We start from the raw sequence: 17,500 nt of genomic DNA, 5'->3' as shown, positions 1-17,500 counted from the left end.
TAAAGTGTGGGCCGTATGGCAGGGGTGTCAGTATCGGAACAAGGTACGAGAGCCCTCCTCGACTTGTCAATTCAATTGACACCTTTCGTCCCAAGCTTCAGGATAATTTGGGTCGACCTGGGGAAATCCCTAGTTGGATGGCGACCTTGCAAAGCCCCTGCCACGGACCCGATTTGTCATTACGAATAACAAAACCGACCGGCCCGGCCGGAGGAACCAAGCAATGAGCAATGTGCGCGACCCGCAGCTGGACAAGCTGCTGATCGCGGCCAGCCGGCCGCGGCCCGAACTGGATGTGCTGGCGGAAGTCGCTTCCGGGTTGGGTTATGTACGCGCCGAACGGTTCGCCGAGCGTGTCTACGAAAGCCTGTTCTACGCCATCGCCACCGGCAAGATCGGCCCGGGCGCCAAGCTGCCTACCGAACTGGAACTGGCCGCGCTGTTCGAGGTGTCGCGTCCTGTCGTGCGCCAGGCGCTGGACCGGCTGCGCGAAGACCAATTGGTCGAATCGATACGCGGGTCCGGCAGCTACGTGCGCGCCAAACCCGACCTGATGGGCGGCATGCCTGCGGTGGACCCGGCCCGGCGCGTGGGCCACATCCTGGAAGGGCTGGAACTGCGCCGCGTCATCGAGCCCGAGTGCGCCTATCTGGCTGCGCTGCGCCGCACCGACGAAGACCTGCAGGAAATGGACCGCATGCTGACCGGCTACGAAGCGGCCGACGCCGCCGGCGCCATCGCCCATCACCACGATTACGGTTTTCATCGCGCCATCGCCGCGGCCACCGGTAACCAGCGTTTCGTGCAGGTGCTCAAATCCCTGGAGTACGACGTCAGCCACGCCGTCAACATGATGCGCCACCTGGTTCACAGCGAACCCTGGAAGCGCACCCGCGCCGCCATCGACGAGCACCGCCAGATCTACCGCCTGATCCAGCAGCAGGACGCCGACGGCGCCCGCCACATCATGCTGGCCCATATCGAGAAAGCCCGCAGCCGCATGCTCAACAGCGGCTCGGAACACTGAACCGGTGCCACTGCGCCTTTGATGCTTGCCCGGCCACGCCGCCGGCCAGCGACCGTTTTCCTGAATCCGAACCGCGGCGCTTCACGCGCCATGAAGCTCCCATGCAACGTCCCGTCTTGAACCTGAACCAGCAACTCGTCATCGTCACCGGCGCCAGCCGCGGCCTGGGCGCGGCCATCGCCCGCGCCTTCCTGCGCGAAGGCGCGCAGGTCGTCATCAACTACCTGAACAGCGAGGCCCAGGCCCGCGAACTGGCCGCCACCGCGCCCGACCGCGCCCTGGCGCTGCAGGCCGATGTGCGCGATGCCGAGGCCGTGGCCGCGATGGTGGCCCGCGCCAGCCAGCATTTCGGCCGGCCCGTCAGCACCGTGATCAACAACGCCCTGCCCGCCTTCCAGTTCAACGGCGATGCGCGTCCGCATGCCGACACGCTGAACTGGGCGCAGATGCAGGCGCAACTGGAAGGCAGCGTGCGCGCGGCCCTGAACACCACCCAGGCCGTGCTGCCGCTGATGCGCGCGGCCGGCGGCGGCAGGATCATCAACGTGGGCACCAACCTGGTCCAGAACCCGGTCGTGCCTTACCACGACTACACCGCCGCCAAGGCCGCGCTGCTGGCCTTCACCCGCACCCTGTCGCATGAACTGGGCGCCGACGGCATCACCGTCAACATGGTGTCTGGCGGCCTCTTGCGCACCACCGACGCGTCGGCCGCCACCCCCGAAGCCGTGTTCGACCTGATTGCCGAAGGCACGCCGCTGCGCGAAGTGACCACGCCCGACCAGTTCGCGGACGCGGTGCTGTTCTTTGCCAGCCCGTGGTCGCGCGCGGTGACGGGGCAGAACCTGATCGTGGATGGGGGGCTGGTGAAGGGGTAGCAAGACTGACCACCGCCACACTGGACCCTGAAGGCTGCAAGGCAGTTACGCAAGATCGTCGAAATCGAAGAAGTGAGGAAACGCGATGAACGCACCTACTAGTATTCAGGTCATCAACGGCCCCGACGGACAGCCGGCATTCGTCGTCATTCCCTACACGGATTACATCAGCGCCCGCATGCGGAAAAAGGCCTTATTCCGCATGCGGTGATCAGCCGCAGCGTGGACGGTGCCACGCCGTCGCGCGCCTGGCGTGAGCATCTGGGGCTGACCCAAGCCGATATGGCCGAGCGCCTGGGTATCAGCCAATCGGCCTATGCGCAACAGGAAGGCAACGCACGGCTGCGCAAGAGCAGCCGCGAGAAGATCGCGGCTGCGCTGGGCATCGAGACAGCGCAATTGGACTTCTGAGGCCTCGGTACGCCGCGTCAGCGGGTATCATCTGGCCTTGCACAAACGATCGACAAGAAACATGAAATTAGCCACCTGGAACGTCAACTCCCTGAACGTGCGCCTGCCGCAAGTGCTGGATTGGCTGGCCGCCAACCCGGTCGACGTGCTGTGCATCCAGGAACTGAAGCTCACCGACGACAAGTTCCCCGAAGCCGCCTTCAAGGAAGCGGGCTACCACGCCGTCTGGGCCGGCCAGAAGACGTACAACGGCGTGGCCATCGTGTCGCGCATGCCGGGCACGTCCATGGTGCGCAACATCCCGGGCTACGAAGACCCGCAGCAGCGCGTGCTGGCGCTGACCTTCCCCAGCCCTGACGGCGATGTGCGCGTGGTCTGCGCGTACTGCCCCAATGGCCAGTCCGTCGGCTCGGACAAATACGCCTACAAGCTGGAATGGTTCGAAGCCATGCGCGCCTGGCTGGCCGACGAGATCAAGCAATACCCGCGCCTGGCGGTGCTGGGCGACTACAACGTCGCCCCGGCCGACGAAGACGTGCACAACCCCGAAAAATGGGAAGGCCAGGTGCTGGTGTCCGTGCCGGAACGCCAGGCGCTGAACCACCTGATCGACCTGGGCCTGGCCGATTCCTTCCGTCTGTTCGAGCAGCCCGAAAAATCGTTTTCGTGGTGGGATTACCGCCAGTTCGCCTTTCGCCGCAATGCGGGCCTGCGCATCGACCACGTCCTGCTGTCGGCCCCGCTGGTCAAGCGCTGCACCGCCTGCGTGATCGACAAGGAACCGCGCCGTAACGAACAGCCGTCCGACCACGCGCCGGTGGTGGCCACGCTGACGTTTGACTAATGCCTCTCGGGGCCGCCTGCTTGCGCGGCCTGTAAATGTTCCTGTATAGTTTTGGTCTTGCTTGATTGGGGCGGTAGCTCAGCTGGGAGAGCGTCGCGTTCGCAATGCGAAGGTCGGGAGTTCGATCCTCCTCCGCTCCACCAAATTCCAGACAAAAAAGCCTTGGACTCGCGTCCAAGGCTTTTTTGTTTTCGGCGCCCTTTTGTGATTGCCGGAGGAGTCATTGCCGGAAAAGTCATTGCCGAAGCATTGCCGGAGCCCGACCATGGAATGCGTACCGAGGGATCCGCAACAGGACATGCCGCAGCTTGCGAGCCCCCCCTGCAAGAGTGATATCATTTAAATAAAGTGATATCATGCGGAACAAGCGGAGGAATCAATCATGCCTTCTATCACCGTCAGAAACATTCCCGAGGAAGTGCACCGAGCCATACGGGCTCGGGCCGCCACGCACGGTCACAGCACCGAGGCGGAGGTTCGGCTCATTCTGGAGCAAGCCGCACGACCTCAGGGACGACTCAAATTCGGTTCAATGCTGGCGTCCATCGCCCGCGACGCGGGTGGCTTGACCGAGGCCGAAGCTGAAGCCATCAGTGGCGGGCGTGACAAGACCCCCGCCACACCGCTGGACTTCGAATGATCGTCATCGACACCAATGTCATCTCCGAGCTCTGGAAAGCCGAGCCCGCGCCACAGGTGCTGGCCTGGATGGACGCGCAGATGATCGAAACACTGTATCTGTCCGCGATCACCGTGGCCGAACTGCGATTTGGCTTGGCAGCCATGCCGCCGGGCAAGCGCCGGACCACCTATCTGGACCGGCTGGAACGCGAAGTCATCCCCGCGTTCTCAGGGCGCGTGCTGCCGTTCGATCTGGATGCATCGCGTGCCTACGGCGACCTGATGGCGGGCGCCAAGGCCACGGGCAACGCCGTGGGCAAGGCGGACGGATACATTGCCGCCTCGGCGGCCGCGCGGGGCTACACGGTCGCCACACGCGACACCAACCCGTTTGAGGCAGCAGGATTGGCCGTCATCAACCCCTGGCAGCACCGCTGATACCTGGGGGCACGCTCAAGCCGCATCGTAGCGTCGATTCGGTCCTGAATGCCGGCGCTATTGCGCCAAGTTACGCCAGCGGGTTCGCGGCGGGAGCCCTGCGGCGCTTCGCGTCATGGATGGCGAACGCCTGAGACGCACCGCGACATAATCATAGAAAATTGCGCCGGGATAATGCATCAGCACGCCGCCCGCGACCGCGGCCAAGGCGGCGACGGTACCGGCTAATTCCCAAGTGCTCATGATGGCTCTCCGTGCAAGGGGGTGGACGTGCAGCTTCGACGCCACACCCATGGACGAAGTCTACCAACGGCCACGCAATTATGGTAGCGGCTGGTGGTGCTTGGAAACACGACGAAACAGGAAATGGGACGAAAAGCGGAAAGGGAAGCGGGAAGAAAAGCGGGATGGGAAACGGGAAGGGAAACGGAAAAAAAGCGGGATGGCGAAAACGCGACGGGTTGAGCCGCCCCCCCAAAAAAACGTTGCCTTGGCGTCCCGCCCACGTCGGCCATCGCTTGATGGCTAGGTCAGGTCTTTCGCCACGCCCCACTCCAGCCGCAAGGCCTTGATTTCCCAGACGCGCTGCGCGCTGCGTTCGGCGATGCACTTGGCACGGGTTTCGGGTTCGGCCATTTCCGGAGCATCGCAGATGGCTTGCGTCTTTTTCAGCCATTCGCGTTGCGCCTGGCGCAGCGTTTCGCCGTGTTCGGGGCGCAAAACCGGCGCGGACAGCGTGTGGCGGTAGATCTGGTTCAGGCGGTCGTCGTAATACTGCTGCAGGAAAGCGTAGGGACGGTTCGGGTCCAGTTCGCCGGGCAAGCGGCTGAGGTCGAAGAATTCGTCCTGGTTGCCATTGTAGAAACCGTTGTAGCCGACCTTGGCCTGGAAGAAGCGGCCGCCTGCGTCGGCGGCGGAAGCGTTGCCCACTGGCGACGTGCGCCAGCGCAGCAGCAGGTAGTCGGTGTTGCCCAATTGCGCCACGACATCGGAACGCAGGTTGGAAATCTGCAGGTGGCTGTCGCGCAACTGCACCGCATAGCAGGCGCCGTCGGCGTTGATGTCTTCGGGCACGGGCCCGGTGCAGGCGCCGGACTGCACGGGGCTTTCGGCGAATTGTTCTTCGTTGCGATCGATGGCGATGACGCCCAGCAGGGCCGCGGCCTGGTCGCCGTCGCGCGCCATGTCGAGCAGGTCGACCACCAGCAGGGCTTCGGCATGGGCCGGGGTGGCGATGGCGGATAGCGACAGCGCCGCGCCGGCCACCCAGGCGCGCCACGTCCGGCGCGGGTACGCGCGTGCAGCGGATACGTTCAGGCAAAGGTCGGCAGTGACCGGGAAAATAGGCATGATGGATAGCGTGCTTTGCGTCCGGGCGCTTATCTTATCCCAGCCGCCGCACCGCCTGGGCGGCCCGGTTGAACTGCGCCACGCCCCCAACAGCACTGCGTTCATTCGCCTTTTGCCACCGGAGTCACCCGCCCATGCCCTCCCCCGCCGCGCCTGCCGATGAACGCCTGCCCTTGCTGCTGAGCCTGAACGGCGGCTATGTCGATACCCTGGGGTTCATTGCCTTGCACGGCCTGTTCTCGGCGCACGTGACGGGCAACTTCGTGACGATCGGCTATGCGCTGGGCAACGGCGCGTCCGGCGCCTGGACCAAGCTGGCGGCGTTGCCGGTGTTCTGCCTGGGCGTGTTCCTGGCGCGGCTGTACGGCCAGTCGCGGCGCGATGCGGGGCGGCCGGCATTCATGTGGCTGCTGTCGATGAAGACGCTGCTGTTGTGCGTGGCGGCGGCGGTGGCATTGGCGCTGGGGCCATTTCCGGTGGGCGACAGCTGGGGGTTGTTCGCCACCGGCATGACGATGGTGCTGGCGATGTCGATCCAGAACGCGGTGCATCGGGTGCATCTGAGCGCGGCGCCGCCGTCGACACTGATGACGGGCACCACCACGCAGATCATGCTGGACCTGGCCGACGCCGCGCGCGGCGAATGCGACGAAGCCGGCAAGCGCCGCATGGCGCGGATGAGCCGGGCGGTGCTGGCGTTTGCGGTGGGCTGCGGCGCGGCCGCGCTGCTGCACGCGGGCATCGGCCTCTGGGCCTTCGTGGCGCCGCCCGTGATTTCGTTGGCGGGCCAGGGCCTGGCGCGACGCTATCCCGGCTGATGACGCGACGCCCGCGCGTGCCGCCCCGCGCAAGCGGCCTATCCCGGCTGACGCACCTGGCGGCCGGGCGTCGAACTGGCGGACGCCGCCGACGTCTCGGCGGCATGGACCTGCCCCGAAGGCTCATCAGATTGCCCGCTCCGCAACCGCGTCGCAAGGTAGTCATAAAGCCGCACGCCCGGCATGCGCACCAGCAGCATCACCAGCCCCCCCAACAGCAGGCACCACAACACGGCGCGACCCGAGATCATGGCGCCCCCTCGGCCTGGCCGGCGCGCAGGTGGCGACGGATGGACTTCGAGAAGCCCATCGAGTCTTCGCCCAGAATGGGCGGGATGCCGACGAAGCCGCGTTCGCGCAGCGTCTGCAGCGGCAGGCTGGTGTCCAGCCCGCCCTGGTCGTACAGGTATTCGGGCAGATAGCCCGACAGCAGGATGCGGTAGTCCAGCGGCAACCCGGGCACGATGGCGCGCACCATGCGATAGACCAAGGTGGTGCAGTTGGCGGTGACGGTGTGATAGAAGCGCGGCGTATCGGCCAGGTCGTTGGCGGTGCGAATGTACGACAGGAAGAGCGCGCGCATGTCCTCTACCGGCATCTTGACGGGGTAGATATAGACGTTCTCGGCGCGCGGGCCGGCGCGCACGTAGAGCACGTCGCGTTCGTCGGCGGCCACCACGCTCAGTTCGAACTTCTTGAAAAAGCCGCCCAGTTCCGAGAATTGTTCGCCACGCTCTTTACGGATCTCGACCGAGAACACCAGGTGGCGGCCGTCGGCAAAGCCGAACGACACCAGCGTGTGGGCGATGGCCGGGCCATCCCAGTACGACAGCACCATGTCCACCGATTGCAGGTCGTTCAGGTCGTAGACGCGGGTTTCCCAGCGCGGCGTGTAGTCGGTGTCCGAGCGCCACTTGAAGTCGCGCACATTGTCCAGCGTGACGATGTTGCCGGCCACCGTGCCGCGCAGTGTCTTGGCGACGTCATCGGCCCAGACGCGGTCATTGGACGGCGCGATGGCCTGCCACCACAGCGCCAGGAGGACCAGCGCCACGAGGTAGGCCCACAGCGCGGGCCGGCGCCGCAGCCGGCCGATACCATGCCACAGGCGCAGCAGCGCATACAGGCCAAGCACCGTCCAGGCCAGCATCAGCAGCCCCTTGGCCCAGAATGCGGACGGCCCCTGGTACCACAGGGCCAGGCAGGCCCACACCATGGACAACAGGATCGCGAGGCTCAGCGCGGCCAGGCCCAGCACGCGCAGGCAGCGCCGGGCGAGGCTGGGAGCGTCAGGCGCCGGCGGCATGTTGGGCCACGATTTCAAGCACGCCGTTGATGACGAACTGCACCGCCATGCACACGAGCAGAAAGCCCATGATGCGCGAGATGGCTTCGACGCCGCTGTTGCCGATCAGGGCGACGATGCGGCCGGCCGAGCGCAGGCAGATCCAGAACAACAGGCCCAGCAGCACGAATACGATGATCGGCGTGACGGCGATGGTCCAGGCGGGGTAGTGCCCGGCGGTTTCGCCGCCCACGGTCGAGGCGGCGCTGATGATCATGGCGATGGTACCCGGACCCGCGGTGCCGGGCAGCGCCAGCGGCACGAAGGCGATGTTGGGCACCTGGCGGTGCACGGCGACGTCGGCGGCCACGTCGGCCTCGCGTTCATCGGTGGCCGTGCTGGACGGGAACAGCATGGAAAAGCCGATGCTGGCCACGATCAGGCCGCCGGCGATGCGCAGGCCGGGAATGGAAATGCCGAAGGTGGCCATGATCCAGGCGCCCGCGTAGTAGGTCACCAGCATGATGCCCACCACATAACAGGCGGCCTGCCGGATCTGGCGTTCGCGCTCTTTGAAGGGAATGTGCTGCCCCAGGGACAGCAGCAGGGTCATCGAAGTCAGCGGGTTGGCCAGCGGCAGCATCAGCGCCAGGCCCAGGCTGACCAGCTTGCCCAGTTGAACCAGATCATCAATCATCGCGGCGGGGGAAAGAGCGGCGGATCGGGAAAGGCGCGCAATGATCCGCCTGCACCGATTTGCACCAGGCCCTCTAGTGTAATGTAAGCAAAGGCACGTTCTAGTATTTACCCTAGTCTCGCTTCCTATACGATGCCGCCTGCTTGCGCGGAGGGCATCGGCTTGATCGATGTGGCCGCCGCGCCCCCCTTTCGCCCTTCAGGAGTTTGCCCCTAGATGCGCCGTTTCTCGCCTTGCTCGTTCGCCGCCCTGCCCCTGGCGCTTGCCGCGTTTGCCGCGCCCGCGGCGGCGGCGGGCATGGACTGTGGCCGCGCCCGCACGCCCGCCGAAATTGCCATTTGCGCCGACCCGGGCCTGTATGCGCTGGACGCCGAGCTGGGCACCACCTACGGCACGCTGCGCGCGGCCCAGCCGCAACAGGCCGATGCGTTGCGGCAGACGCAGCGCGGCTGGTTGAAGCAGCGCGATCTGTGCCGCGCCGATGCCGCCTGCCTGCGTGCGCGCTATGAGGCGCGCGTGGCCGACCTGCAAGGGCAACTGGCCCGCGTGCAGGCGTATCAGCCCGATGACATCGACCGCCTGGCGCTGGCCGACCTGCGCCAGGCCGTGGACGCGGCGCGGGCGAACGATCCGGAATTCGCGCTGGAGAAAACACTGGAGTCCCTGTCGGTCAAGGCTGGCACGACGACCTTTGCCAACGTGCGCGACAAAGACAGCGATGACGCGGCGCACTTTCCCACGGCGCGGCCGGACGGCGTGACGGACGACGAATGGCGCGCCTTGCAGGCGTCCGGCCTGGAGGTCGAGGCCGAAGGCGGCAACGTCGGCTATACGCTGATGGACCTGGACGGCGACGGCCGGCGCGACCTGGTCATCGATGCCTATGTGGGCGGCACGGGCCTGTTTTCGGATGTCAGCGCCTGGCGTCGCGATGGCGCGCGCTTCGTGCCGGCCGACGTCGGCAATGCCGATGGCGACGCCGGCTCGTCGCTGTACACCATCAACGGCCGCGGCGCCAACCAGGAAGGCACCTGGATCCGCTTGCGCGACCGCGTCTACGTCGCCTACCGCGTGGGCGCCTACGGGCAGGACCGCGTGTACCTGATGCGGCCGCTGCACCGCATCGGCGATGTGCCGACGCTGACGGTGCGCTACCGCTACGGGATGTCGGTGCCCAAGCAGCAGAAGATTGACAACGGCGCGACCCGGACGCTGGACGACACCCTGCACGCGGAGTTGACCCGTTCATTGAAGGGCATCGATACCAGCCAGGTGCGCGAGGCCTACAGCGGCGAAGAACCGCTGTGCCCGATGCCGCCCGGCGTATCCCAGGACGACCGCGACAGCTACTACGGTTTCGGCGCTGGGCACTACAGCTACGAAATCGTGGGCGACATGGCCGTGTACGTCGGCCAGCGCTGCCATATCGGCCGGGTGGTGGACTGGTTCGGCAGCTACAACAAGGACGGCCTGGCCGCGCAGCTCTGGATCCGCGACCCGGGCCCCGACGGCAAGGAACAGACGTTCGACCTGACCGGCAAGCGCAACGTGATCAAGACCGACACGTCGATCGGCCCGGTGGTGGGCGACAACGGCTAAGGCCGATCGCCCCCAGGGATCAGGCCAGCGGTTGCCAGCGCTGCGCCGCCAAGGCCAGCAGGCGCGCGTCCGATCCTTCGGCCGCCACCAATTGCAGGCTTACGGGCATGCCGTCTACGAAACCCGCCGGCAAGGCGATGGCCGGCAAACCCAGCAGGTTCCACGGATTGGTCAGGCCCAGCAGGGTTTCGCGCACGCCCGCGCTGCCCGGGCCGGCCACGCTGCGCTGCTGCAAGGCCGGCGCGGTGATCGCCACCGTCGGCAATGCCAGCACATCGACCCGCTCGAAGATTTCCGCGAACACGGCGCGCAGCCGGGTGCGGGTGTTGAGGGCGCGCACGTATTCCCAGCCTTGCACGGGGCGCGAGGCCCGCAGGCGTTCCAGGACTTCGGGGTCGAACTTTTCGGGTTCGTCCTCGACCCGTTCGGCATGCACGGCGTAGGCTTCCGAACGCTGGATGGCGCCCAGCGCGCCTTGCAGCGCGCGGGCATGGCGGGTGACCTCGGCGCCGTCCCGCAGGCCGGCGTCGTCCGGTGACCCCAGAAATCGCAGCGCCGCCGCCCGCACGCAGGCAGTGACCGCTGCCTCGTCGATGGCGAATGGCGCGTTGGGCACCCACATCATGCGCGGCGCGGCCAGGCCCGGATCGGCAGCGTCGGCAAAGGCGCCGATGGCGCCGCCGGACAAGGCCTGCATGAAGGCCTGGGCATCCTGCACGGTATTGGCCAGTACGCCGGCATCTTCGATACTGGGCGACAGCGGGAACAGGCCTTGCGCCGACACGCGGCCATGCGTGGGCTTGAAGCCCACCAGGCCGCACAGCGCCGACGGCACGCGCACCGAGCCGCCTGTGTCGGTGCCCAGCGCCACCGGCACCATGCCGGATGCGACCGCCGCCGCGCTGCCGGCGCTGGAACCGCCCGTGATCTGGGTGGTGCGCCACGGGTTGCGCGACGCGCCCTGCACGCTGCGGTCGCCGGTGGGGCCGTAGGCGAATTCGTGGGTCAAGGTCTTGCCGATGACGATGGCGCCGGCCGCGCGCAGCAACGCTACGCAGTCGGCGTCGGCCGCGGGGCGGTGGCCCAGGAAGTGCGCGGCGCCCATGGTGGTGGGCATGTCGGCGGTGTCGACGTTGTCTTTGATGGCGACGGGAATGCCATGCAGCGGTCCGCGCACCCGGCCCTGCGCGCGCTCGTCGTCCAGGGCCCGCGCCGTGGCCAGGGCGGCGTCGATGTCGACGTGCACGAAGGCGTTGAGCAGCGGGTTCAGGCGTTCGATCGCAGCGCCGGCATGGCGCACCAGGACTTCGGCGCTGAGCGCGCCCTGGCGCATGGCGTCCTGCAGGTCGGCCAGCGTGCGGCCGGCGAAGAAGCCGGGCTCGACGGCCATGGGCGGGCGTGGGGGGTGTTGCGGGTTCATCGTGCGGCTCCTTGGCGCGGGGCGGACGGCAGGCGCGGGCCGACCCCGGGGCGAACCTGCAGCATCGCACACATGCCGACCGCGGTGGCGACCGAAGCGGCCACGAACATGACCGAATAGCCGTGGCGCGCGGCCAGGTAGCCGGTCAGCGTAGGCGCCAGGATGGACGCGATGTTGGCGAAAAAGTGCATCAGGCCGCTGAAGGTGCCGACGCGATTGGCCGGCGCGGTATCGATGACGACGGCCCAGTAGACCGAGTTGGGCAGTGCGTTCAGGGCGTTGGCCAGCGTCATCAGGGCAATCACGGCGAACACCGATTGCGCCTGCGACACGAGCAGGAAGCACAGCGTGGTGGCCAGCAGGCAACCGGCGGCGAACCAGCTGCGGGCGATCTTCAGGCTGCCGGTGCGCTTGAACAGCAGGTCGGAAATACGGCCGCCCAGCAGCACGGTGACGCAGGCGCCGGTCCAGGGGATCATGCCCATGTACCAGAGCGACGACAGGCTGTAGCCGAAGTTGTCCTGCAGGTACTTCGGCGTCCAGGTCAGCAGCAGGAAGTTCACGTACATGAACGAGAAGTAGCCCAGGGTGTTCAGCACCAGGGTCTTGCTGCGAAAGAAACTCCACCACGGCAGCGGCGGGGCGTCGTCGCCCTGCCCGGCCGCGGCCTGGGCGCGGGCGGCCTGGATTTCCTGCAACTCGGCCGGGGACACGCGCGGATTGGTTTCCGGGCGGTCGGTGAAGATGCGCATGAAGAACACCAGCACGATCAGGCCGGCGGCGCCCAGGATGTAGAACATGGCGCGCCAGCTGCCGGTCAGGCTGAGCAGGCCCACGGCCACCGGGGCGGTCAGCAAGGCGCCCAGCGGCGTGCTGAGCAGGCCGAAGCCGACCACGAAGCCGCGCTCGCGGGGGGTGGCCCAGTTGGCAATGGTCTTGTTGATGATGGAATACGCCGGGCCTTCGGCCGCGCCGAACAGGATGCGGATGGTGGCAAAGCCGGCCAGCGCCGAGCCGCCCAGGAAGGCCAGGCCGAAATCCCCCGCCCAGGCGGTGGCGATCTCGAAGATGGACCAGGTCACGCCGGCCACGATCCAGACCTTGCGCGGGCCGAAGTGGTCGGCCAGCATGCCGCCGAACAGCGCGCCGACCATGTAGCCGTAGCCGAAGTAGCCCAGCACCGAGCCCCAGTCGCCGCGGTCCAGGCCATATTCGCCGGTGATGTGGGCGGCGGCGTAGGACATGGCGCCGCGGTCGATGTAATTGATCAGTGCCAGCAGCACGACCATGGTGAAGATCCGGTAGCGGAACCGGGAATTCTGGGTGTCAGGTGTCATTGCGAATCGATCCAGTCGTTTGACCCAAACGTTTGGGTTGCGGAATACTAAGGGGTCGTAAGCGAAAAATCGACACCGTGTAAACCCTAGGTTGCCGGCGAAGGCCCTAAGGCGGTATTCGAACGTGTATCCTCCAGCCCCATGAATAAATCGCGCCCTGTCACGCTGCAAAGCCTGGCGCGGCAGCTCGGTTTGAACGTTTCGACCGTGTCCCGCGTCCTCAACGGTTCCGAGGACGACGCACGCGCCGCCGCCGCGCCCGACACCGTCAAACGCATCCGCACGCTGGCCGCCGAACTGCAATATCAGACCAACCCTCATGCGGCCAGCCTGAAGACGCGCCGCAGCCGCACCATTGGCGTGCTGGTGCCGCGGCTGTCGGACATGGTGCTGGCCACCATCTACGAAGGCGTGGACGAGGCCGCGGCCGAACATGGCTACCTGACCTTCGTATCGAACACCCAGGACGTGCCCGACAAACAGCGCAAGCTGATCGAGATGGCCCTGGCGCGCCGCGTGGACGGCCTGATCCTGGGCGATGCGCACAGCCACGATGGCGCCGAGGTCAATCCCCTGCTGGCCGAGCTGGCGCAGCACGAGGTGCCGTTCGTGCTGGTCAGCCGCCATGCCGACGACCATTGCGCCGTCACCTGCGACGACATCGAAGGCGGCCGCCTGGCCGCCGAACACCTGCTGGCCATGGGCCACCGCCGCATCGCGGTGATGTTGGGCGAGCCGTTCGCCAGCACCGGCCGCGACCGCTCGGCGGGATTCTTCGCGGCCTGTGCCCGGCAAGGGGTGGACGTGCCGGCCCACTGGCGCATCGAAAGCCCGTTCGATACCGATGCGGGCCGCCACGTGGGCGCGCGCCTGTTGGCCGGCCCCGACCGCCCGACTGCCATCTTCGCGGTCAACGACTTCCTGGCGGTGGGCGTGATGGGCGCGGCGCGCGAACAGGGCCTGGAAGCCGGCCGTGACGTGGCCATCGTGGGCTACAACGACACGCCGCTGGCGGGCGCCCTGCCCATCGGCCTGACCACCATTCATTCGCCCATGCACCAGATGGGCCGGCTGGGCCTGGAACTGCTGTTGCAGAAAATCGCCGGCCACCAGCCGGACAGCGTGCGGCTGGCCCCGGCGCTGGTGGTGCGCGGCAGCAGCGATCGGCCGATTCCGGGCTGACGCTGCCGCCCCGGCTGACGGAACCATCCGCGACGGGGCGTTACTCACTTTCCTGGCATCCGGCCGTGGCGGCCGATGCATCGCACCAGGAGAGGCGCATGAACCCCCAAGTACGTTTCGAGGAACTGCTGGCGGCGCTGGCCCAGGCCTTGGGCCAGCCATCCCTGCCCGTGGGGCAGGACGGCACCTGCACGCTGATCATCGACGGCCGGTTGGCGGTGAACCTGGCGGTGGATCCGCAGGGCCGCGACGTTCAGATCTTCGCCTCGCTGGGCCACGTGCCCGCCGAGCATCGTGCCGCCGTCCATGTCCGCATGCTGCAAGCCAATGGCGCGGGCGCCTCGCCCTACACGCTGGGACTGACCCGCCAGGGCGACACCGCCATCCTCAGTGCGCGCCGGCCGCTGGCCGAGCCCGCCGTGCCGGACCTGGCGGACGGCATTGCGGCATTCGCCCAGAACGCCCTGCGCTGGCAGGCGTCGCTGCGGGCGCCCGCCGACGATACTGCCGGCGCCGCGCCTGCCCCCGGCACCTGGATGCCAGCCTGAGGAGCACGCCATGGGCTTTGACATCAGCCAATTCAGAAACATCGCCGCCAACCGCGCAGCGAGCGACCAGATCGACATCGACAGGCAGAATCCGCAGGCGCCGGCATTGACCACACGGCCCGAGAGCAGCGGGTTGGCCTGGTTGCTCGACCAGGTCATCGAGTTTGGCGACAACCTGTTCGAAGGCCCGTTGTTTGCGCAGCAGCAGGAAGTGCTGCTGGCCTTCCACGATGCCTTGAGCCAGGGCCTGAGCCCACAAGCCGCCGATGCCGTGCTGGCCCGCGAACCGATACAGCCCCTGACCGCCGGCCGCATTGCCACGCTGATCCAGCAGGCCGAAGGCTGGGAGGCCACGCGCATGGCCGCCCTGCAGCTGGCGTCGCAGCCCGGCGCCTCGGCCTCGGCCATGAATACCGCGCTGGACTATGTCCTGGACGAATGCGTGCTGCCGGAAGGCGCCCACTGCGCGCTCATCGTGCCCACGTTGCGTGATGCCCTGAGGCAGGTGCTGCCTGCCCTGGTGCAGGCCGACGGCACGGCGCGGCTGGAACTGGCCGGCCGCCTGGCCTCGCAATTGGCGCCGCGGATCGAGGAATACATCGTGCGTGCGCTGTTTGCGCAATCGATGCAGCCCGCCAGCACGGTCAAGGGGCTGAACGGCAAATCCGCAGATGAGGTGATCGCCACCCTGGACAGCCTGGGCGGCCTGCCCCGCCTGCATCAGGACGTACCGGCCCTGAACGTGCATCTGCAACGCGAAGTCGCGGGCTTCGTGACCTGCCTGAACACGCTGTTGAACCGGGTCGACCAGGACAAGGCCGACATCGGCACGCGCTTCTTCGGCGACAACGCGCCGGGCAAGCTGCAAGGCATCAGGCTGACCGACAGCGACCCCCACAAGCAGGGCAACCGCGTCGCCATCCTGAGCTTCGGCACAGACCGGCAGGTCGTGTACAAGCCGCGCGACGTGCGCATCGACGAGGCGCTTTCCGGCGCACACCTGGCGCCCGACGCCCAAGGCCCCCGCCAGAGCCTGCTGGAAATGGCCGGTGCGGACGCCATGACCTACCGCTTTCTGCCGCGGCAGCAAGCGGGCGTGGACTATGGCTACGTGCAGTTCTTGCCCCACGGCGACGCGCAAGACCATGTGATCGACGCGACCGACGCGCCGCGGGTGTTCGGCGACCTGGGCCGAGCCATCGGCGCGCTGATGCTGGCCGGCGCCAGCGATCTGCACCACGAGAACATCATGGTCAGCGGCGGCCGCTTCTATTTCACCGACCTGGAATTCGCGCTGTCGCCGCAAGCCATCGGCTATGCGACGCAACTGTTGTCGCGCCAGCCCGGCCCGCTCGATGCGGATGGCGTGCCGTCCGACCAGGTGGCCGCGCGGGCCGAGTACGACGACCTCATGCGCAGCATGATATTGAACGATACGTTCCAGCGAGCGACCGACAACAATCCGCTATGCAGCCCGTGCACGGTGGCCCAGGGCCGGTTCCATCCGGCCGACACCAGCAGTGAAGTCATCGAAAGCCTGGTCATCCTGCGCACGGTGGGTCCGGACGGTACGCAATACCTTGACAACCGGCGCGCCCCCGACGGGGAAGACGACAACCTCTACGCGCGCTATCACCAGCCTTTCGGCCAAGGCGTCGCGGCGGGCCTGAAGGCCGTGCGCGATGCCGCCGGCCAGGGGCTGCCTCAGTTTCATGCGTCGATCCCGGATTTCCACCTGCGCTATCACCCCATCAGCACGGGGGACCAGCGCACCGTGCTGAGCGATCTGCGTTTTGAATCATTCAACGCCAGCGCCCTGCAGGCGGTGAACGACCTGTACGACGGGACCACCCCTACCCAATCGCTGACCGACAAACTCGCCGACATCACCCTGTGCAACCAGGATGCCGCCAAGCTGAACGCGCTTCGGCAAGCCATGTACGGCGCCTACCAGCAGCACGACATCCCCTACTTCAGCCGGCAGGTTTCGGGCCAGGCGTTGTTCCCGGACGGCATGACCAACCAGCCTTTTCAATGGGGCCCCGGTCCGCACGACTACTTCCCCACGCGCGCCGACACGCACGCCCAGGGGCTGGAAGCGCTGCTGGCAGGCGTGTCCGATGCCGTGCTGGATCGCCTGGGCACCCTGGCAGGCAGCTGGATGAACGAGCAGTCCCCGCGCGAGGCCTACGTGCTGCAATTTCCGAACGGCAAGACGCAACGGATGATCGACGACATCACGCGCCAGTGAGTTTCACCGCGCGCGTCGCCAGGAACGTCGGCAGGTAGCGGTCGATCAAAAAGCGCGGCCGCGGCTGGCGGTCTTCGTGAAAGCCGGCCAGGACGAAGCCGGCATCGAGCTGGCCGCCGATCTGGTCCTGCAGCGTATGGCCGAACACCAGCGCTTCGCCGCGGGCGCGCTTGGCGGCGAGCGCGGCCGGGTCCAGGGCGTCGACATCGGCATACGGCAGTGCGTGCAACGGCCGGATCAGGCCCTGCTCGGCCAGCGCCGGATCGCGGTCGCCAACGAAAACCACCGGGTTGTAGAAGCTGGACAAGAGGCTGCCGCCAGGCCGCAAGACGCGGAAGCACTCGCGCCACACGGGCCGCACGTCGGGCACGTACAGGTTGGAAATCGGGTGGAACACCACATCGAAGGACTGGTCGGCAAAGGCCGACAGGTCGCGCATGTCGCCTTGCACGGCGGTCAGCGAAAGGCCGTCGCGGCGGGCCACGGCGCGGTCCTGTTCCAGCTGGCGTTCGGACAGGTCGAACACCGTGACCTGGGCGCCGGCCGCGGCCAGTACCGGCGCCTGCTGGCCGCCGGCAGACGCCAGGCACAGGATGGACAGCCCGGCGACGTGGTCCAGCCAGCCGGCCGGCAAGGGGCCGGGCGTGAGATGCACGGCCCAGTCGCCTTGGCGGGCGGCGGCAATGAGGTCGGCGGTGACCGGCCGCGACCATTCGCAGTCTTGCGCGGCGAGCTGGTCCCAGGCGGCCTGGTTGTGGGCGATGAGGTCGAACGAAGTGTGAGCAGGCATGAGT

The 17,500-nt window shown here is 67.1% G+C and carries 18 protein-coding genes, 1 tRNA gene and 1 pseudogene; 12 read left to right on the top strand and 8 right to left on the bottom strand.

The genetic code is table 11. The features are described 5' to 3' along the window. Positions 1-223: 223 nt before the first annotated feature. From AC3WMR_RS05670 to AC3WMR_RS05640, 7 genes and pseudogenes are all read left to right on the top strand, one after another. Positions 224-1,027 (top strand): FadR/GntR family transcriptional regulator, encoded by an 804-nt coding sequence (locus AC3WMR_RS05670; protein ID WP_492263818.1) that lies wholly within the window; start codon positions 224-226, stop codon positions 1,025-1,027. A gap of 101 nt (positions 1,028-1,128) precedes the next feature. Continuing rightward, positions 1,129-1,905, top strand: coding sequence for a 3-oxoacyl-ACP reductase (locus AC3WMR_RS05665; protein ID WP_492263819.1), 777 nt, complete (start codon positions 1,129-1,131; stop codon positions 1,903-1,905). A gap of 85 nt (positions 1,906-1,990) precedes the next feature. Beyond that, positions 1,991-2,316 (top strand): annotated as a pseudogene (locus AC3WMR_RS05660) (helix-turn-helix domain-containing protein). 61 nt (positions 2,317-2,377) lie between these two features. Then, positions 2,378-3,160 (top strand): exodeoxyribonuclease III, encoded by a 783-nt coding sequence (gene xth, locus AC3WMR_RS05655; protein WP_492263820.1) that lies wholly within the window; start codon positions 2,378-2,380, stop codon positions 3,158-3,160. Between the two features lie 67 nt (positions 3,161-3,227). Next, positions 3,228-3,303 (top strand) — tRNA-Ala (locus AC3WMR_RS05650). A gap of 239 nt (positions 3,304-3,542) precedes the next feature. Then, positions 3,543-3,800, top strand: a complete 258-nt coding sequence (locus AC3WMR_RS05645; RefSeq protein WP_492263821.1) for a FitA-like ribbon-helix-helix domain-containing protein — start codon at positions 3,543-3,545, stop codon at positions 3,798-3,800. Continuing rightward, entirely contained in the window at positions 3,797-4,219 is a 423-nt protein-coding gene (locus AC3WMR_RS05640; protein WP_492263822.1) for a type II toxin-antitoxin system VapC family toxin, read from the top strand. Before AC3WMR_RS05645 ends, AC3WMR_RS05640 begins: the two co-directional genes overlap by 4 nt. Positions 4,220-4,276: 57 nt before the next feature. Here the strand turns inward: AC3WMR_RS05640 and AC3WMR_RS05635 are convergent, their stop codons facing one another. Beyond that, positions 4,277-4,462, bottom strand: a complete 186-nt coding sequence (locus AC3WMR_RS05635) for a hypothetical protein (protein WP_492281564.1) — start codon at positions 4,460-4,462, stop codon at positions 4,277-4,279. Between the two features lie 282 nt (positions 4,463-4,744). Then, positions 4,745-5,569 (bottom strand): lysozyme inhibitor LprI family protein, encoded by an 825-nt coding sequence (locus AC3WMR_RS05630; RefSeq protein ID WP_492263823.1) that lies wholly within the window; start codon positions 5,567-5,569, stop codon positions 4,745-4,747. A 134-nt stretch (positions 5,570-5,703) separates the two neighbouring features. Here AC3WMR_RS05630 and AC3WMR_RS05625 point away from each other — a divergent pair, with 134 nt between their 5' ends. Then, the gene (locus tag AC3WMR_RS05625) at positions 5,704-6,387 is read left to right on the top strand and encodes a YoaK family protein (protein WP_175193876.1); all 684 of its coding nucleotides are present in this window, start codon (positions 5,704-5,706) and stop codon (positions 6,385-6,387) included. A gap of 38 nt (positions 6,388-6,425) precedes the next feature. Here the strand turns inward: AC3WMR_RS05625 and AC3WMR_RS05620 are convergent, their stop codons facing one another. From AC3WMR_RS05620 to AC3WMR_RS05610, 3 genes are read right to left on the bottom strand one after another with little or no spacing between them, the layout of a single operon-like run. After that, positions 6,426-6,638, bottom strand: coding sequence for a hypothetical protein (locus AC3WMR_RS05620; RefSeq protein ID WP_492281563.1), 213 nt, complete (start codon positions 6,636-6,638; stop codon positions 6,426-6,428). After that, on the bottom strand, positions 6,635-7,693 hold the full coding sequence (locus AC3WMR_RS05615) for an Lnb N-terminal periplasmic domain-containing protein (RefSeq protein WP_492263947.1): 1,059 nt from the start codon (positions 7,691-7,693) through the stop codon (positions 6,635-6,637). Before AC3WMR_RS05615 ends, AC3WMR_RS05620 begins: the two co-directional genes overlap by 4 nt. Continuing rightward, entirely contained in the window at positions 7,677-8,369 is a 693-nt protein-coding gene (locus AC3WMR_RS05610; protein ID WP_492263824.1) for a MarC family NAAT transporter, read from the bottom strand. The genes AC3WMR_RS05615 and AC3WMR_RS05610 overlap by 17 nt, the downstream gene beginning before the upstream one ends. 216 nt (positions 8,370-8,585) lie before the next feature. Between AC3WMR_RS05610 and AC3WMR_RS05605 the strand changes: the two genes are divergently transcribed. Continuing rightward, positions 8,586-9,968, top strand: a complete 1,383-nt coding sequence (locus AC3WMR_RS05605; RefSeq protein ID WP_492263825.1) for a lysozyme inhibitor LprI family protein — start codon at positions 8,586-8,588, stop codon at positions 9,966-9,968. Positions 9,969-9,987: 19 nt separating this feature from the next. Here the strand turns inward: AC3WMR_RS05605 and AC3WMR_RS05600 are convergent, their stop codons facing one another. Then, positions 9,988-11,388 (bottom strand): amidase, encoded by a 1,401-nt coding sequence (locus AC3WMR_RS05600; RefSeq protein WP_492263826.1) that lies wholly within the window; start codon positions 11,386-11,388, stop codon positions 9,988-9,990. Beyond that, a complete protein-coding gene (locus AC3WMR_RS05595; RefSeq protein WP_492263827.1) occupies positions 11,385-12,725 on the bottom strand; it encodes an MFS transporter in 1,341 nt (446 codons plus the stop codon). Before AC3WMR_RS05595 ends, AC3WMR_RS05600 begins: the two co-directional genes overlap by 4 nt. 141 nt (positions 12,726-12,866) lie before the next feature. On the opposite strand from AC3WMR_RS05595, the gene AC3WMR_RS05590 reads away from it, so the two are divergent. From AC3WMR_RS05590 to AC3WMR_RS05580, 3 genes are all read left to right on the top strand, one after another. After that, the gene (locus tag AC3WMR_RS05590) at positions 12,867-13,907 is read left to right on the top strand and encodes a LacI family DNA-binding transcriptional regulator (RefSeq protein ID WP_492263828.1); all 1,041 of its coding nucleotides are present in this window, start codon (positions 12,867-12,869) and stop codon (positions 13,905-13,907) included. A 98-nt stretch (positions 13,908-14,005) separates the two neighbouring features. Then, a complete protein-coding gene (locus AC3WMR_RS05585; RefSeq protein ID WP_492263829.1) occupies positions 14,006-14,455 on the top strand; it encodes a type III secretion system chaperone in 450 nt (149 codons plus the stop codon). Between the two features lie 10 nt (positions 14,456-14,465). Then, positions 14,466-16,706 (top strand): DUF4135 domain-containing protein, encoded by a 2,241-nt coding sequence (locus AC3WMR_RS05580; protein WP_492263830.1) that lies wholly within the window; start codon positions 14,466-14,468, stop codon positions 16,704-16,706. Here AC3WMR_RS05580 and AC3WMR_RS05575 read toward each other — a convergent pair. Continuing rightward, positions 16,693-17,496 (bottom strand): class I SAM-dependent methyltransferase, encoded by an 804-nt coding sequence (locus AC3WMR_RS05575; protein WP_492263831.1) that lies wholly within the window; start codon positions 17,494-17,496, stop codon positions 16,693-16,695. The two genes, AC3WMR_RS05580 and AC3WMR_RS05575, sit on opposite strands and share 14 nt — an antisense overlap. Positions 17,497-17,500 lie beyond the last annotated feature (4 nt).

The sequence above is a fragment of the Achromobacter sp. FW305-C-28 genome, assembly GCF_058783235.1.
This window is presented reverse-complemented; position numbering and strand designations above follow the sequence as displayed.